This is a genomic window from Pontimicrobium sp. SW4, assembly GCF_039954625.1.
In the GTDB taxonomy this organism is placed as follows: Bacteria; Bacteroidota; Bacteroidia; order Flavobacteriales; family Flavobacteriaceae; genus Pontimicrobium.
The window spans coordinates 699,717-715,880 of record NZ_CP157199.1 but is presented as its reverse complement, the minus strand read 5'-3'; the positions used below and the strand labels follow the sequence as shown (position 1 = coordinate 715,880).

The following is a 16,164-nucleotide window of genomic DNA, read 5'->3' as shown; positions in this document are numbered from 1 at the left end:
CGCAATCCTTTTCCACCTATTGGAAATAGAATTAATTTGGGGGTCGACTGGTTTTGACAGCGAGATTAATTAAACAGTAAGCACGTCGTGTAATGGCATTGAAACACGTAAAAGGCTAGACCAACTTTTAAACGGCGAGAATAACTACGCTTTAGCTGCTTAATCTGAATTATAGTAAGATTAGCCTTGTCCTACTAGGTAGGAAAGCTTTATGTCTCCGGAAAGCCTTGGTTAATGGCGTTCCATTTTGAGACATCGTAAAAATTAACTAAGATGGTGTAGCGCTTTGATGCACTTTCGAGATTAAAAAGCTAAGTTGTAAGTAGATTGTCTTTTGTCAGCTTACAATCGAAAAAACAAGAATAGAATAAGCGTGTAGAAAGCTCTTTGGTTACTTGTTTGGACCCGAGTTCGATTCTCGGCGACTCCACTAAAAAAAACCCTTATAAATGTAATGATTTATGAGGGTTTTATTTTTTACATTAAGTATTCAAAAACATCCTATTTTATACATTTAAACTGGATTTAAATACACTTAATCTATAATTTTACAACAAATTTGTTTTAGGATAAGAGAATATTATATATATTTGACCTGCGAAAATTATTATCAGTCATATAACCATAATGGTAAATATGACATCCCAAATCTTAAATAAAACTAAAAAAATAACTTGTTTTTTAGTTTCTAAACTTCGTTTCTCTTACAATCTTATTTATATGTTATTATCTGTAATTCTATCGAATTTCAGAAAAATCACCCTATACAATAATTACTTAAAAACAGACATTAAAGAATTTTCACATTCACATGGTAATTATTGTCTATCGTACAACTACTTAATAAAGTAAACACATACTCTTAAAATATTACAAACTAAATCTTTATATATGAAACAAAAATCCCTTAAATCAGTTTTAACGCTTTTATTATGCTCAATTTTTAGTATAACAAATGCACAAGAAGCAATAACAGCATCTGGAGGAAACGCCTATGGAGATGACGCCATTGTTAGCTATTCTGTGGGTCAACTCGTTCAAAAAACAACTAGTGGTACTGGAGGTACAGTATTAGAAGGCGTTCAGTTTTTTTTCCCGTCGTCTACATTGTCAATCATAGATCCAAAGAGCAATATCAATATTGCAACGTACCCAAACCCTACAACTTCAATTTTAAATTTAAAAATTGATGGTAAGCATGAAAATATCTTGTCATATAGTCTCATTAATCTGCAAGGTAAATTAATTAATACAGGAGCTATTAAAAACACTATTACAGAAATTAATATTAGCCATTTACCATCGGCTACTTACCTCCTAAAAATAAACAATGGTAACAATACGTCAAAAACTTATAAAATCATTAAAAACTAAATTATTATGAAAAAAATATACTTATTACTTACTTTCTTTTTGTGTACAATAAGCCTATTTGCACAAACACCTCAAAAAATGAATTATCAAGCAGTGATTAGAAACTCAAGCGATATGGTAGTTGCTAATCAAGCTATTGGTATTCAAATTAGTATTTTACAAACAAGCCCTACAGGTTCTGCAGTATATGTAGAAACCCAAAACCCTACAACCAATGCTAATGGGTTAATCTCTATCGAGATTGGATCTGGCTCTGTTGTGAGTGGTAATTTTGCAACTATAGGTTGGTCTAGTGACACTTATTATATTAAAACGGAAGTTGATACTGCTGGAGGAACAAGTTATACCATTACAGGCACGAGTCAATTAATGAGTGTGCCTTATGCGTTGCATGCAAAAACTGCTGAAACTGTAGCTTCTATTACGGAAAGCGATCCTATTTTTGGAGCATCTCCAGCAAACGGAATTACAAATACAGATATTACCAATTGGAATAGCAAGCTAGCAAATACTTTAGCCGATACTAACATACTAGTAGGTAATGGTAGCAACGAAGCAACAGCTGTAGCCGTAAGTGGCGATGCCACTTTAGCAAACGATGGCACACTTACCATTGCAGACAATGCCATAGATGGCACCGATATTTCTTTAACTGGTGAAGCCGCTGGAGATATGGCCTATTTTAATGGGACTGACTGGATACGCTTACCAAAAGGAACAGCCAACCAATCTTTAGTAATGAACAGTGGAGCAACAGCTCCAGAATGGCAAAGTGGCGGAGCTACAGAAGACGTAGAGGTAATTCTTGGAAGTGCCACTGGTGGCAGTGGAACAAGTATTGCCATTCCAGCCAATGTAATTGATTATGAATACATTAGACTTGAAACAGATAATTGGGATATAGCTTCTAATTTACACGCTGTTCATGGTACGGTATTAGTATCAGACATGGCAAGTAAAAGGATTTTAATTTATGCGGACACGGTATATTATCTTCATGCAGATATAAATGCATCCGGTACAAGTCTAACAATAAATTGTAGTGGTACAGCTACATGGAGAATTGTTGGTATCAAAGCCCAAAAAACAGTATTAGACCCTTCTTTAACAACCGTAATAGACGACGATACTTTTGCTACGGCTTCTAGTAGTAACGTACCAAGCGCAGAGAGTGTAAAGGCTTATGTTGATTCTCATACAAGTACTGCCTATTCAACAGCAGAACAACTTACAGGGCGTACTTGGATAGATGGGAAACCAATTTACGAAAGATCTTTTGCTGGTAATTACAATGCTTCGATCAATATTTTAACAGGTGTAGATAAAATTATAACTTCTAACATTAGTGTTAGATATAATGGTTCTTCTGATTGGTACTCGGGTACTACAAGTACTGATGACGTAGCATTAATAAAACGTGCAACTGGTAATGTAAATATTGCTGGTTCTGGAGGCTTCAATACAAACGATTATATTATTGTTGTTACGTATACCAAACTTTAAAAATTTCACTTATAGCTGATTTAATAGCAATGAAACCTATAAAAAGCTGAATAACAACCACAAAAAGTTATTCAGCTTTTTTTGCTTAAATATTTAGAAAACTCTTATCAACTTTCATATCTTAGTTTCATAAAACTATCCCTCTACATATGGAATTTAAACATCTAGCAAAAGGCTATAAACTTATTGAATGCGAAAACTTAGAAATAGCGGCTTCTTGTGAAGCGCATTTTGATGAAGGCGAATGTACCGAATCAGAATTTTACCATCCCTCTAACGTTTTAGTTTATGTAGAACAAGGCTCCCTAGAAATAGAGCTTGATAATAAGCGTTATCTATTTACTAAAGGACAAATTTGTTTGGTTAGAAAATACACGCATGTTAAATTGTCTAAACGATTTGCTAAAGAAGAAAAACAGGCAAAAACCTATGCATTTATGATGCGTGATAAATTTTTAAGAAACGTTATTACAAATTTTAAATTTAAAAAAGACCTACAACCTATAGGTGAACGTATTTTAGAATTAGCACCTACTAAAAATTTGCTTGACATTATTGCTAGTATTAAATACGCTGTAGATAATAAACAGTATTTAAATACTGTAGAATTAGAAACAAATCTTGTTAAATCTTTAAAGGCAATTATTAACTCAAACCCTAAACTAGCTATACTATTTAAAGAATTTACATTGGCTAAAAGAGTGGACCTTAAATTATTTATGGATCTTAGTTTTATGCCTAAAAAGACTTTAAAGGAATTAGCCGAATTGTCTGGAAGAAGTTTGTCTACTTTTGAAAGAGAGTTTAAACTCATTTTTGATACCACACCACATCAATGGATATTAAAAAAGCGCTTACAATTAGCTCATGATTTATTGCTTAGTACAAACAAATATGTTAGTGATATATGTATAGAATGTGGGTTTGAAGATTTAGGGCATTTTAGCAAAGTTTTTAAAAATGAATTTGGTTTAAATCCTTCAGAAATTAAAAACAATTCTAGCATTGAAATAATATAGTAATTTCACACTTTCATTATTTTCTTACACGCTTAACTTTGACGTTTTTTGACAAATCTGTCTCTCTTTTTTGCTTTTAATTTACTTAGATAAAATCTAAGTAAAATTATTAAAATCCCTTAGAAATTTAGCAAAAAGGAGAACCAGTATTATTAATAAATAGAACAGTAAAACAACGACTGATACAATTTTCGCAAATTGAATACTGGTTTTCTCCATTTGTGATGATAAATAATTACCTGCTGTACTATAACTACGCATTATGAAACTTAGCTTTGGTATTGTTTCTGCCATATAAAGATATATGTTTGTATTTCTTAATTAACTCTATAAACATGAGTATTTACAGCTTAAATAATCACTCCTAAGGCACTCTTTTAATCATTTAAATCTTTTTAACTAGATAAAGTAAAAGACAGGCTAAATAGACTTATATTAATATCTTTAAAATCAGTTAAATAAGTGTAGAAAAAGTCTTTTTCTCCCAACTAATTAATAGACAAAACAAAGCAGATATACCTAAATATACCTGCTTTTATTGATTATATATGTTTAATCTATGACCTTGTTTACTACATTACCGATTTCGATTACGAAGTCTATTCTTGTTTTATATCATTGATTTTCAGTAATTATAATTTAATAATTGACTTAAGTGCCAATTTGGAACATTACTAATTTGAGTGATTATCAAACGAATATTCCTTCAAATTTTCTAATTCTACTGCAATTTCTTCTATCCATATTTGCTGTTTTTCATTATTAAAATAAACTTCGTTATCATATCTATCATTTAAATTAATGGATTCATTTACTAATTTATAATAGATTTCATCATACATCTTTGTGTCTCTAACCTTCTTCTTATTTAATTTATCAAATTCTTTTCTAATTTTTCTCGTAAATAATTCATAAATATCAAAATGTACTTGCTCATGCTTCAATGTTAATGAATCGTTAACTTTTGTCCAAGATTTTGATTTAATAAAATAGGAAGCAATAATATATTTAGGAATACCTCCACTTCGGTAAGTACCTATTATTTTTATTTCACATTGAGTTTCAGCTAATAAATTCTCTTTATAATTATTGGGTTCACCTAAAAAATCATTCCAAGTCAATTTCTTATTTGAAGACCATAATATTTCATCTTTTAAATCTTGTCTCTCAAATAAGTCAAGAGAATGGTCAATTATAATAGGACTTATATCTGTGAAAATTAAAATAGTTATAATAAAAAACTTCTTCAACATTTTATTTAATTATCTGGATTATTTATTATAAAGGTTGAATTCATACTGCCATTCTTAATAACACCATTCCCAACTCTTAATCTCCTCCAATTTATACCTTTACTAATCAAAAACTGTTCCACAGCTTTTGCTCTCTCCAATTGAAGAGCCCCAACAGTTCCTCGTTTACCATTAACCTTAGTTGGAGAGTTTTGATTTGCATTTGGATTAGGGTTTGAAAAATTTCCTAAAATCAAAACTTCTAGTTGTGGATATTCTCTTAGCGTTTTTATTAAATTTAAAAGAGTTCTTTCAACATGTTCAGTATCCTTAAAAGTAGAACTATTTTTATTAAATATAACATCTTTGTTGAAGCTAATTCTACCACCAGGTGGTACTGGAGAATCAGGTGGGGTTATATGATTAATCGGCTCTATCTTACCGTTTACTGGTCCTCCATCAAAAGGGACAATTCCCATAGGATTTATATTTAAAGATGATAATTGTTGTCTTTCCGATCCTTCAGTCTCTTCAACCTCATTACCATCGTCACCTTTTTTAACTTTACGTTTTTTTATTTTTTTCTTCTTTTTCCCAAATATATTATCTGGCCTTCTCCATGCTTGACTTAAAGACTCTCCACTACTACTACAATCACAATTTCTCCCATTAAAAAGTTTTTTAATACCCTTTTTTACTTTTCTACCTAGAGCTCCAAACCAATTAATAATTCCTAAACCATATTCATCAACATGCAGTACAGGATTATTATCCGCTACCGCATATGGTGATTGATAATTAACAAAATCTGCCATTGGGTCTATAGTCATAAATCTTCCTAGTGCTGGATCCATATGTCTTGCTCCTAAATCAAATGTGTTTAGATTAAGACTTTCATCAAATTCCTTGCCATTATATGTGAAGTCAAGGGCAACATTAGTACTATTTACATTCCCATTATACCCTTTATGTTTTAAGCCAAAGGGTTAAAACTTTATGCAAAAAATCCAGCTTTGGCGCACTTTCATTCGGTATCATTCCAAAAAAACTGCTCAAAAAATTTAAAAGAACGTATCGTAAAGATAGGTTTTTCTGACTATTTCCACGCCAATAAAACCCAGTTTTTTGTCTGCAAAAATCCTCTGTCTTTTATCGGCTTCCTTTGCCACGATATGTTTACATAATGTGCTCTTATGTCAGCATTCATTCGGTTTCTGTAACATAAGCACACTATGTAAAATACTTCCGTTTCACGCCTGACTTCCGACGCTTTTTTGAGCAAGTTTGCGGATAGCTAACGCACTTCGTTTGTTTCATTTTAAAAGCTGATGCAACTCCACCGCATTTCCAACCTCTGTTACATCAACTTTTAAAACGTTTTCAGAGGAAGCAAACGTTTTAAAAAGATGAAGATTTAGGCGGTTGATTTCCGAGCGTTGGCGAGGAAGCAAAGTAAATACAGAGGCTTTTGAGTGGTTGCTGAGCTTGTCGAAGTAGAACGAGAATACTGGATTTACTTTGCGTGGATTTATTCAGTTTATTGGATGGAAGTTGTTTACGATTTCGTGCAGGTTTTCTAAATCGTCTTGTACATATTTTTCGGTGGAACTTATATAACGATGTCCAGCTAAATATTGAACTTTCCGCAAGTTATATTGCCCTAACCAATTTGTGATTACACTTGCTCTAATCTGTTTCAAGTCTTTTACTTTATGGTTATATGTCTTCAATCGTTTGTTGATGTGATACGTGATTGTACTAAATCTTGTATTGAGAGGAAAAAGCTGTTCTGTATAATTGTTGGTTCGCTTTTGTATTGCTGTTCTAACTTCGTTGGTATATTCTATAAATTCCATTATTTGCCAAGGTTTTAGCTCCAGTTCTCTTGCGTTGCTTTTCCTGGTACTTGGAACATAGATTTTACCTTTTGAGAGTTGTAAATGTTCTAACTTTAAGTTGCCTAAATCTGTGGTTCGTAAACCTTGATAGACGATTAAGCCAACAATAACTTTATTTCGTTTTGCTGTTAGTTTGTGATACTTGTCTTTAATGTTTTCGGTTTCAAAAGAGTAATATAAATCCTCTAATTCGTCAGCTTCTAAAAGATTGTAATTGATTGTTCTTTTTACGCCTTTTATGTTTACATCTTCGATTGGATTGTCTATTCTGTAATTCTCTGATAGTAGATATTTAAAGTAACTTTTGGTAATTCCTATTTGATGTTTTACGGTTCTTTTGCTTCTGTTCTTCCGCTGTAAATACTTGATATATTTTAGGATAGTTTTATAATCAACTAATTCAGCTTTGGTATGATTTCGTTTGCACCATTTTAAAAAGGTTTCGATTGATTTTGTGTAGCTTTCTATGGTTGTTTTGCTATAGTTCTGTTGTTCTAAATAATTGCTATATGTTATCATTTTCTATCGTTTTAAGTAAGTGCGTATAGATTTGTGTAGATTCCAAAGAACTATGGCCTAAAAAGGTTTTTATGCTTTCTAAATCGACGTTGTATTGCAACAAGTGTGTTGCTATCGAGTGTCTTAATGTATGAAGTGTAATCTGCTTATTTTGTATCGATTTATTATTGGTTGCTTTTACGATTGTCTTTAATCTGTTGGCATAACTCATTCCTTGTAATCGTGTTCCGTTTTTATTGATAAACAAGGCTTCACTTAAATTACTTTGGTAAAATTCTGGTCGAGATTCGTAAATGTAATCTTCTAATATTTCTGCGTTTTTTCGATTGATTGGCACAAATCGTTCTTTGTAGTTTTTTCCTTTTCTCACGTACACTCGTTCTTTATCAAAAAGGATATCGCTCGTATCTAAATGTACTGCTTCGTTTCTGCGTAATCCACAACTATATAAAATCGTTAAAATGGCTTTGTCTCTTAACTTAAATCTACTTTCTGTATGGCTAAATTCAGTAGCTTCAAAGAGTTCTTTAACTTCTGATATGGTTAATATATTTACTCGTTCTTCGGTTGGATTGGTCTCGGATTTTAGATGTATTTGTATGCCTTTGTGATTATGGTTCTGTAAATATTCCTTAAACTTTTTTAGAGCTTGTTGGTGTTTGTTTAAGTAGCTTTTGCTTAATGCTCCGCTTGTTTTGGTATTGCTACGCTGTTGCAGTTGTTTGTAATAGGTCTTTACGGTTTCTGCTGTGATAAAATTGATATTATTAATGTTCTTGTTTTCTAAATAATGGAAGAACTCTTTTAGGTGGTTTGGCAAGTAATAGACTGTTGTTTCTGCATATCCAAGTATGTCTAACCACTCTTTAAAATTGGCAACAAAGAGTTTGTAGCTGTGGTTTTGTAGCTTTAATTTTTTCATCTCTTGATGTTTTTTAAGATTGTGTGGCGAGTTGGATTTAATTAACTGACTTTCTTTGTTTTAACTTCGCCATTTTGTTGGTGGCGACTTTGTGGCGATATGGCGAGTTCTATTTTTGCAATACAGCTTTTCAATGCTTTGTTTATCTGCTCTTTAAGTGTGTCATATTCTTGAACATCAACTATTTCAAAACAGTAACTTTTAGTCTTTACTTTCTTAACTCTTTGTATATAATTTTCGGCTAACAATTGTGAGTTGTAACGCCTTAAAGTGGTTTCTTTTATACGTAAGTTTCTTCTAATTTCTGCGTTGGTAAAAGTCGTTTGGTTATTGGTTTTTAAGTAGTCTTTCAGCTTCTCTAAATGATTTCTTGTTGCTCCGTTTATGGTATCAGATTTTCGTAATAATACTTCTGTAATCAGTTCGTTAGCTTCTTGTATATCTTCGATTGTGGTTTCTATAAATTCTTCGCCTGTTTGTTCGTCATATTTCTTTTCTCTTTGGTATTGCTTATAAAATGTAATCGCTTCAATAAACTGTAAATAGTGTGAGTTTGTACGTCTTGGTTTAAATACAGATTGTGGCAGTTCCAAGTATTCTGCATAAGGATTGATTACTCTAATCGGTTTTAATACACGTTGCACATTGCATAATAAATCACGTGATGCGTGTTGTTCTTGTATGTTGATTTTTCCAGCACTCATAAAACGTTGGTGGTTCATAATTCTTTGGTCTTGTTCTGCACTTTCATCAATGTAGAGTAGGAACGAACGGTTTGAGTTATCTTCGTAAATACTTTCCTGTGTGGTGCAACCAGCAACACTTACAGGACCTTCAACCGTTAAATGGATTGTTTTGGTATTGCCTTTGGTGTCTTTATGGACGACTGTTTTTGTAATGCGCTTTTTGGATTGCAGTTCTCGCAGTGGATAGAGTACAGATTCTGCGCCGTCCAAGTCCTCAATCAATATTAATTTATGCTGTAGTTCTGTTCTGTTAAAGTAATAAAAAGCATTTGCAGATAATACTGTAATTTCTATTTTATCTTCTTCTGGTATGAGTTCTGCTACTTTAGATTGTAAATGTGTCTTACCAACTCCAGAACTTCCCAAGCTGATACAATGTAAAGGACTGTTGGTTTTTCTGCTCGTAAATATCAAGTACATTAATAGTCTATTATTCTGTTCTCCAATAACTCCAGACTTTCCAATAAGTTCATTAGTTTTAATTAGTAAATCTTTCTTCTTTAAAAAGGTTTCTGCTGATTTGATTTCAGTTGCATTAAGTTCTTTTGAGTATGGTTGGTTATTTTGTGTATGCTTTTCTATTAATAAAAATCTGTAATTCTCTAATTCTTTGGTTAACTCTTGTAATGTTTTACGTGCTACACTTGTTCCTATTTCTAATCGTTCTGCTACTGTTCTTGTAAATTTTTCTGCTTGATTATCATTGTATAAATCTAAGCTGTGCCGTAAGATGTTATGTGATTTCGGCTTTTGTATAGATAATGTAATTCGTAAACTCTCCAGTTTATTGGTCTTTAGTCCGCCCAAGATGTGGATTTCAAGATGTTTTGTGATGTATGCGTAGTTGTTTGCGTTGGTAGTATCTAACATTGTTGAAAAATATTTTTTAGAACATATATTGTTCAAAAGTATAAAATATGTTCTTATTTATCAAACAATTTAATATTCAGATAGATACTTTATGTTTTATATATTTACGTATTACTTTATTTAACTGATATATTTAGAACTTATGTTGTTTGGTGAACGCTTATTAATCACTCGTAAAAAAAGGAAGATGTCGCAAGATGAACTTGCCAAACAGATTGGTGTGCACGCTCCTGTAATTGGACGTTACGAACGTGATGAAGTAAAACCGTCTATTGAGACGGCATTTAAGATTGCTAAAGCGCTCGAAGTATCTTTGGATTATTTAACTGGCTTATCTGATTTGGAACTTGATAAAACTATTGTTGATGTTGTTACGAGTTTACAAAAACTGAACAATGAAGATAGAGAGCATATTTTCACTACGATTAATGCATTAATTCGAGACGCTAAAGCTCGTAATACTTACGCATAAAAAAACCACAACTTTCGCTGTGGCTTTTAATGCTTTATGATTTCTTATTGATTTATTACTTTCTTTATATTCGTAATTGTTTTTAACTCTGTCTCAAAAAGACTAATTCTTTCAATCTCCAAAATTCTGAAAAAAGAAAAACCATCATTTTCATTATACTCATCTACGTTATTTATAATTACATTTTCCCCGTCAAAATCCTCTATATATCCTATAAAGTTTCTATTGTAAACTGAATTTATAGATACTAAAAATCGTTTTTTAGAGCAAAGTTTTAATAAATCATCAAATCTAAAATTAGACAATAATAAATCTTGTATGTCATCACTAATGTTAATGATATCTTCTTTAATAGAAAGTTGCATCTTTTTTAAATATTTATCTCCATATTCTATGGAATATATATCTTCTATCAATAATATTGAAAAGCCATCAAAATTACCTTCAGGGCTTACTTTCTTAATTAAAACAAAGTCATCATCAAAATTGCAAATTATTCCTATTGAAAACACGTCAGTATCTTCTTCGTTAGAATATATACTTATAAATGTTTTCTGTTTCTTTGAATCAGAAAATATTTTTTTTAATAAATTGTTTTCCATTTTTATCTTTTTTATTTGCGAGGTTTCCATTTTTTGCCTCTTTTTCTTGGTTTTTTCTTTTTTTCATCCCCTCCTGGTCGTCTTTTTGTGTGCTTGTCATTTGTCTTCTTCTTACTGCCTCTCCTTTTTCTATGCTCCGCTGCCATTTGATTAATATAAGCAGAGACTGTCAATAACTCTTCCGCTGTCAATGGTTGATAAGCTGGAGGAGTTAAATTTGGAGGAGCTGTGATACTTGAAGGTTGAGATGGATAATTTTTTGGATCTTGTGTTGTTATTGGAAAAAATGGATCAGCCCTTAATTGATCGTAAGTTGGTCCAGTAATTCCATTAGGATACATATACGACATATATAAAAGTGGCCCAACAGTAACTCCTAAAAACCCAGTAACAACACCTCCTGTTGCAGCAGCACCTCCTACGGCTGTAGCAGATGGAAGTGTTACAGATGTCGACACTTCACTTAAAATAATTCCAGTAGCAACAACTGCACTAACTGTTCCTGCATTTGCTTCACTTGTGGTGTTAGAAGAATCTTCTTCTGAACTCCCAGAAGGTGCAACTACTACCACTTCATCTAATTCTTCAACAGTATGCCTTTCCCATTCTGTACCGTTAAATATATATTCACTGCCATTATCAATAGTGTAAATTTGACCCTCTGTCGCATTAGCTGGGTCTGGACAATCTGGACATAAACCATCAGGGTCATTAAAAGCAATAGGATTGTTCCAAGCAAAATTATAGGGTGTTTTATCTATTTGATTAATTAACTCTCCCAAAGGGTCTATTTGTAAAAATCTCCCAATAGCAGGGTCATAACCTCTTGCATAAGTTTCATAAATATTAAGCCCTAAATTCTCATTTAACTCAACACCATTATACTTATAAGGATGTTCTGTGCCATTTATTACGTTATTGTAACCTTTGTGTTTGAGCCCAAAGGGTTAAAACTTTATGCAAAAAATCCAGCTTTGGCGCACTTTCATTCGGTATCATTCCAAAAAAACTGCTCAAAAAATTTAAAAGAACGTATCGTAAAGATAGGTTTTTCTGACTATTTCCACGCCAATAAAACCCAGTTTTTTGTCTGCAAAAATCCTCTGTCTTTTATCGGCTTCCTTTGCCACGATATGTTTACATAATGTGCTCTTATGTCAGCATTCATTCGGTTTCTGTAACATAAGCACACTATGTAAAATACTTCCGTTTCACGCCTGACTTCCGACGCTTTTTTGAGCAAGTTTGCGGATAGCTAACGCACTTCGTTTGTTTCATTTTAAAAGCTGATGCAACTCCACCGCATTTCCAACCTCTGTTACATCAACTTTTAAAACGTTTTCAGAGGAAGCAAACGTTTTAAAAAGATGAAGATTTAGGCGGTTGATTTCCGAGCGTTGGCGAGGAAGCAAAGTAAATACAGAGGCTTTTGAGTGGTTGCTGAGCTTGTCGAAGTAGAACGAGAATACTGGATTTACTTTGCGTGGATTTATTCAGTTTATTGGATGGAAGTTGTTTACGATTTCGTGCAGGTTTTCTAAATCGTCTTGTACATATTTTTCGGTGGAACTTATATAACGATGTCCAGCTAAATATTGAACTTTCCGCAAGTTATATTGCCCTAACCAATTTGTGATTACACTTGCTCTAATCTGTTTCAAGTCTTTTACTTTATGGTTATATGTCTTCAATCGTTTGTTGATGTGATACGTGATTGTACTAAATCTTGTATTGAGAGGAAAAAGCTGTTCTGTATAATTGTTGGTTCGCTTTTGTATTGCTGTTCTAACTTCGTTGGTATATTCTATAAATTCCATTATTTGCCAAGGTTTTAGCTCCAGTTCTCTTGCGTTGCTTTTCCTGGTACTTGGAACATAGATTTTACCTTTTGAGAGTTGTAAATGTTCTAACTTTAAGTTGCCTAAATCTGTGGTTCGTAAACCTTGATAGACGATTAAGCCAACAATAACTTTATTTCGTTTTGCTGTTAGTTTGTGATACTTGTCTTTAATGTTTTCGGTTTCAAAAGAGTAATATAAATCCTCTAATTCGTCAGCTTCTAAAAGATTGTAATTGATTGTTCTTTTTACGCCTTTTATGTTTACATCTTCGATTGGATTGTCTATTCTGTAATTCTCTGATAGTAGATATTTAAAGTAACTTTTGGTAATTCCTATTTGATGTTTTACGGTTCTTTTGCTTCTGTTCTTCCGCTGTAAATACTTGATATATTTTAGGATAGTTTTATAATCAACTAATTCAGCTTTGGTATGATTTCGTTTGCACCATTTTAAAAAGGTTTCGATTGATTTTGTGTAGCTTTCTATGGTTGTTTTGCTATAGTTCTGTTGTTCTAAATAATTGCTATATGTTATCATTTTCTATCGTTTTAAGTAAGTGCGTATAGATTTGTGTAGATTCCAAAGAACTATGGCCTAAAAAGGTTTTTATGCTTTCTAAATCGACGTTGTATTGCAACAAGTGTGTTGCTATCGAGTGTCTTAATGTATGAAGTGTAATCTGCTTATTTTGTATCGATTTATTATTGGTTGCTTTTACGATTGTCTTTAATCTGTTGGCATAACTCATTCCTTGTAATCGTGTTCCGTTTTTATTGATAAACAAGGCTTCACTTAAATTACTTTGGTAAAATTCTGGTCGAGATTCGTAAATGTAATCTTCTAATATTTCTGCGTTTTTTCGATTGATTGGCACAAATCGTTCTTTGTAGTTTTTTCCTTTTCTCACGTACACTCGTTCTTTATCAAAAAGGATATCGCTCGTATCTAAATGTACTGCTTCGTTTCTGCGTAATCCACAACTATATAAAATCGTTAAAATGGCTTTGTCTCTTAACTTAAATCTACTTTCTGTATGGCTAAATTCAGTAGCTTCAAAGAGTTCTTTAACTTCTGATATGGTTAATATATTTACTCGTTCTTCGGTTGGATTGGTCTCGGATTTTAGATGTATTTGTATGCCTTTGTGATTATGGTTCTGTAAATATTCCTTAAACTTTTTTAGAGCTTGTTGGTGTTTGTTTAAGTAGCTTTTGCTTAATGCTCCGCTTGTTTTGGTATTGCTACGCTGTTGCAGTTGTTTGTAATAGGTCTTTACGGTTTCTGCTGTGATAAAATTGATATTATTAATGTTCTTGTTTTCTAAATAATGGAAGAACTCTTTTAGGTGGTTTGGCAAGTAATAGACTGTTGTTTCTGCATATCCAAGTATGTCTAACCACTCTTTAAAATTGGCAACAAAGAGTTTGTAGCTGTGGTTTTGTAGCTTTAATTTTTTCATCTCTTGATGTTTTTTAAGATTGTGTGGCGAGTTGGATTTAATTAACTGACTTTCTTTGTTTTAACTTCGCCATTTTGTTGGTGGCGACTTTGTGGCGATATGGCGAGTTCTATTTTTGCAATACAGCTTTTCAATGCTTTGTTTATCTGCTCTTTAAGTGTGTCATATTCTTGAACATCAACTATTTCAAAACAGTAACTTTTAGTCTTTACTTTCTTAACTCTTTGTATATAATTTTCGGCTAACAATTGTGAGTTGTAACGCCTTAAAGTGGTTTCTTTTATACGTAAGTTTCTTCTAATTTCTGCGTTGGTAAAAGTCGTTTGGTTATTGGTTTTTAAGTAGTCTTTCAGCTTCTCTAAATGATTTCTTGTTGCTCCGTTTATGGTATCAGATTTTCGTAATAATACTTCTGTAATCAGTTCGTTAGCTTCTTGTATATCTTCGATTGTGGTTTCTATAAATTCTTCGCCTGTTTGTTCGTCATATTTCTTTTCTCTTTGGTATTGCTTATAAAATGTAATCGCTTCAATAAACTGTAAATAGTGTGAGTTTGTACGTCTTGGTTTAAATACAGATTGTGGCAGTTCCAAGTATTCTGCATAAGGATTGATTACTCTAATCGGTTTTAATACACGTTGCACATTGCATAATAAATCACGTGATGCGTGTTGTTCTTGTATGTTGATTTTTCCAGCACTCATAAAACGTTGGTGGTTCATAATTCTTTGGTCTTGTTCTGCACTTTCATCAATGTAGAGTAGGAACGAACGGTTTGAGTTATCTTCGTAAATACTTTCCTGTGTGGTGCAACCAGCAACACTTACAGGACCTTCAACCGTTAAATGGATTGTTTTGGTATTGCCTTTGGTGTCTTTATGGACGACTGTTTTTGTAATGCGCTTTTTGGATTGCAGTTCTCGCAGTGGATAGAGTACAGATTCTGCGCCGTCCAAGTCCTCAATCAATATTAATTTATGCTGTAGTTCTGTTCTGTTAAAGTAATAAAAAGCATTTGCAGATAATACTGTAATTTCTATTTTATCTTCTTCTGGTATGAGTTCTGCTACTTTAGATTGTAAATGTGTCTTACCAACTCCAGAACTTCCCAAGCTGATACAATGTAAAGGACTGTTGGTTTTTCTGCTCGTAAATATCAAGTACATTAATAGTCTATTATTCTGTTCTCCAATAACTCCAGACTTTCCAATAAGTTCATTAGTTTTAATTAGTAAATCTTTCTTCTTTAAAAAGGTTTCTGCTGATTTGATTTCAGTTGCATTAAGTTCTTTTGAGTATGGTTGGTTATTTTGTGTATGCTTTTCTATTAATAAAAATCTGTAATTCTCTAATTCTTTGGTTAACTCTTGTAATGTTTTACGTGCTACACTTGTTCCTATTTCTAATCGTTCTGCTACTGTTCTTGTAAATTTTTCTGCTTGATTATCATTGTATAAATCTAAGCTGTGCCGTAAGATGTTATGTGATTTCGGCTTTTGTATAGATAATGTAATTCGTAAACTCTCCAGTTTATTGGTCTTTAGTCCGCCCAAGATGTGGATTTCAAGATGTTTTGTGATGTATGCGTAGTTGTTTGCGTTGGTAGTATCTAACATTGTTGAAAAATATTTTTTAGAACATATATTGTTCAAAAGTATAAAATATGTTCTTATTTATCAAACAATTTAATATTCAGATAGATACTTT

General features: G+C 32.4%; 13 protein-coding genes, 1 other RNA gene and 1 pseudogene. 5 read left to right on the top strand and 10 right to left on the bottom strand.

The features are described from left to right. The first annotated feature begins 39 nt into the window (after window positions 1–39). From ssrA to ABGB03_RS03355, 4 genes are all read left to right on the top strand, one after another. Window positions 40–433: a transfer-messenger RNA gene (ssrA, locus tag ABGB03_RS03370) on the top strand. Window positions 434–891: 458 nt separating this feature from the next. Further along, window positions 892–1,374 carry a T9SS type A sorting domain-containing protein gene (locus tag ABGB03_RS03365; RefSeq protein WP_347924822.1) on the top strand — a complete coding sequence of 161 codons (483 nt, stop codon included), beginning with the start codon at window positions 892–894 and terminating at the stop codon, window positions 1,372–1,374. A 6-nt stretch (window positions 1,375–1,380) separates the two neighbouring features. Continuing rightward, window positions 1,381–2,877 carry a hypothetical protein gene (locus tag ABGB03_RS03360; RefSeq protein ID WP_347924821.1) on the top strand — a complete coding sequence of 499 codons (1,497 nt, stop codon included), beginning with the start codon at window positions 1,381–1,383 and terminating at the stop codon, window positions 2,875–2,877. Between the two features lie 149 nt (window positions 2,878–3,026). Further along, on the top strand, window positions 3,027–3,896 hold the full coding sequence (locus ABGB03_RS03355) for a helix-turn-helix transcriptional regulator (protein WP_347924820.1): 870 nt from the start codon (window positions 3,027–3,029) through the stop codon (window positions 3,894–3,896). A gap of 674 nt (window positions 3,897–4,570) precedes the next feature. On the opposite strand, the gene ABGB03_RS03350 is transcribed toward ABGB03_RS03355, so the two are convergent. From ABGB03_RS03350 to ABGB03_RS03330, 5 genes and pseudogenes are all read right to left on the bottom strand, one after another. Beyond that, window positions 4,571–5,149: a hypothetical protein gene (locus ABGB03_RS03350; RefSeq protein WP_347924818.1), complete on the bottom strand. Its 579-nt coding sequence runs from the start codon at window positions 5,147–5,149 to the stop codon at window positions 4,571–4,573. Between the two features lie 5 nt (window positions 5,150–5,154). Next, a pseudogene (locus ABGB03_RS03345) lies at window positions 5,155–6,066 on the bottom strand (RHS repeat-associated core domain-containing protein); the annotation flags it as partial. A gap of 594 nt (window positions 6,067–6,660) precedes the next feature. Beyond that, a complete protein-coding gene (locus ABGB03_RS03340) occupies window positions 6,661–7,545 on the bottom strand; it encodes a tyrosine-type recombinase/integrase (RefSeq protein WP_347924816.1) in 885 nt (294 codons plus the stop codon). After that, window positions 7,532–8,467, bottom strand: a complete 936-nt coding sequence (locus ABGB03_RS03335; RefSeq protein ID WP_347924814.1) for a tyrosine-type recombinase/integrase — start codon at window positions 8,465–8,467, stop codon at window positions 7,532–7,534. The genes ABGB03_RS03340 and ABGB03_RS03335 overlap by 14 nt, the downstream gene beginning before the upstream one ends. 41 nt (window positions 8,468–8,508) lie before the next feature. Then, entirely contained in the window at window positions 8,509–10,083 is a 1,575-nt protein-coding gene (locus ABGB03_RS03330; protein WP_347924812.1) for a hypothetical protein, read from the bottom strand. Window positions 10,084–10,225: 142 nt separating this feature from the next. On the opposite strand from ABGB03_RS03330, the gene ABGB03_RS03325 reads away from it, so the two are divergent. Next, window positions 10,226–10,555 (top strand): helix-turn-helix transcriptional regulator, encoded by a 330-nt coding sequence (locus ABGB03_RS03325; RefSeq protein ID WP_347924811.1) that lies wholly within the window; start codon window positions 10,226–10,228, stop codon window positions 10,553–10,555. 44 nt (window positions 10,556–10,599) lie between these two features. On the opposite strand, the gene ABGB03_RS03320 is transcribed toward ABGB03_RS03325, so the two are convergent. The 5 genes from ABGB03_RS03320 to ABGB03_RS03300 all read right to left on the bottom strand — a co-directional run bounded on the left by ABGB03_RS03320 (window position 10,600) and on the right by ABGB03_RS03300 (window position 16,073). Further along, entirely contained in the window at window positions 10,600–11,157 is a 558-nt protein-coding gene (locus tag ABGB03_RS03320; protein WP_347924809.1) for a hypothetical protein, read from the bottom strand. A gap of 11 nt (window positions 11,158–11,168) precedes the next feature. Beyond that, window positions 11,169–12,068 (bottom strand): RHS repeat-associated core domain-containing protein, encoded by a 900-nt coding sequence (locus ABGB03_RS03315; protein WP_347926365.1) that lies wholly within the window; start codon window positions 12,066–12,068, stop codon window positions 11,169–11,171. A gap of 582 nt (window positions 12,069–12,650) precedes the next feature. Next, window positions 12,651–13,535 (bottom strand): tyrosine-type recombinase/integrase, encoded by an 885-nt coding sequence (locus tag ABGB03_RS03310; protein WP_347924816.1) that lies wholly within the window; start codon window positions 13,533–13,535, stop codon window positions 12,651–12,653. Then, window positions 13,522–14,457 carry a tyrosine-type recombinase/integrase gene (locus ABGB03_RS03305; RefSeq protein WP_347924814.1) on the bottom strand — a complete coding sequence of 312 codons (936 nt, stop codon included), beginning with the start codon at window positions 14,455–14,457 and terminating at the stop codon, window positions 13,522–13,524. Before ABGB03_RS03305 ends, ABGB03_RS03310 begins: the two co-directional genes overlap by 14 nt. 41 nt (window positions 14,458–14,498) lie before the next feature. Further along, a complete protein-coding gene (locus ABGB03_RS03300) occupies window positions 14,499–16,073 on the bottom strand; it encodes a hypothetical protein (RefSeq protein ID WP_347924812.1) in 1,575 nt (524 codons plus the stop codon). Between the last annotated feature and the right edge of the window lie 91 nt (window positions 16,074–16,164).

Coding starts and splice junctions, on each gene's coding strand:
- ABGB03_RS03325 (WP_347924811.1), top strand. CDS start 10,226: ATGTTGTTTGGTGAACGCTTATTAATCACTCGTAAAAAAAGGAAGATG.
- ABGB03_RS03335 (WP_347924814.1), bottom strand. CDS start 8,467: ATGAAAAAATTAAAGCTACAAAACCACAGCTACAAACTCTTTGTTGCC.
- ABGB03_RS03330 (WP_347924812.1), bottom strand. CDS start 10,083: ATGTTAGATACTACCAACGCAAACAACTACGCATACATCACAAAACAT.
- ABGB03_RS03340 (WP_347924816.1), bottom strand. CDS start 7,545: ATGATAACATATAGCAATTATTTAGAACAACAGAACTATAGCAAAACA.
- ABGB03_RS03305 (WP_347924814.1), bottom strand. CDS start 14,457: ATGAAAAAATTAAAGCTACAAAACCACAGCTACAAACTCTTTGTTGCC.
- ABGB03_RS03365 (WP_347924822.1), top strand. CDS start 892: ATGAAACAAAAATCCCTTAAATCAGTTTTAACGCTTTTATTATGCTCA.
- ABGB03_RS03355 (WP_347924820.1), top strand. CDS start 3,027: ATGGAATTTAAACATCTAGCAAAAGGCTATAAACTTATTGAATGCGAA.
- ABGB03_RS03310 (WP_347924816.1), bottom strand. CDS start 13,535: ATGATAACATATAGCAATTATTTAGAACAACAGAACTATAGCAAAACA.
- ABGB03_RS03350 (WP_347924818.1), bottom strand. CDS start 5,149: ATGTTGAAGAAGTTTTTTATTATAACTATTTTAATTTTCACAGATATA.
- ABGB03_RS03360 (WP_347924821.1), top strand. CDS start 1,381: ATGAAAAAAATATACTTATTACTTACTTTCTTTTTGTGTACAATAAGC.
- ABGB03_RS03320 (WP_347924809.1), bottom strand. CDS start 11,157: ATGGAAAACAATTTATTAAAAAAAATATTTTCTGATTCAAAGAAACAG.
- ABGB03_RS03300 (WP_347924812.1), bottom strand. CDS start 16,073: ATGTTAGATACTACCAACGCAAACAACTACGCATACATCACAAAACAT.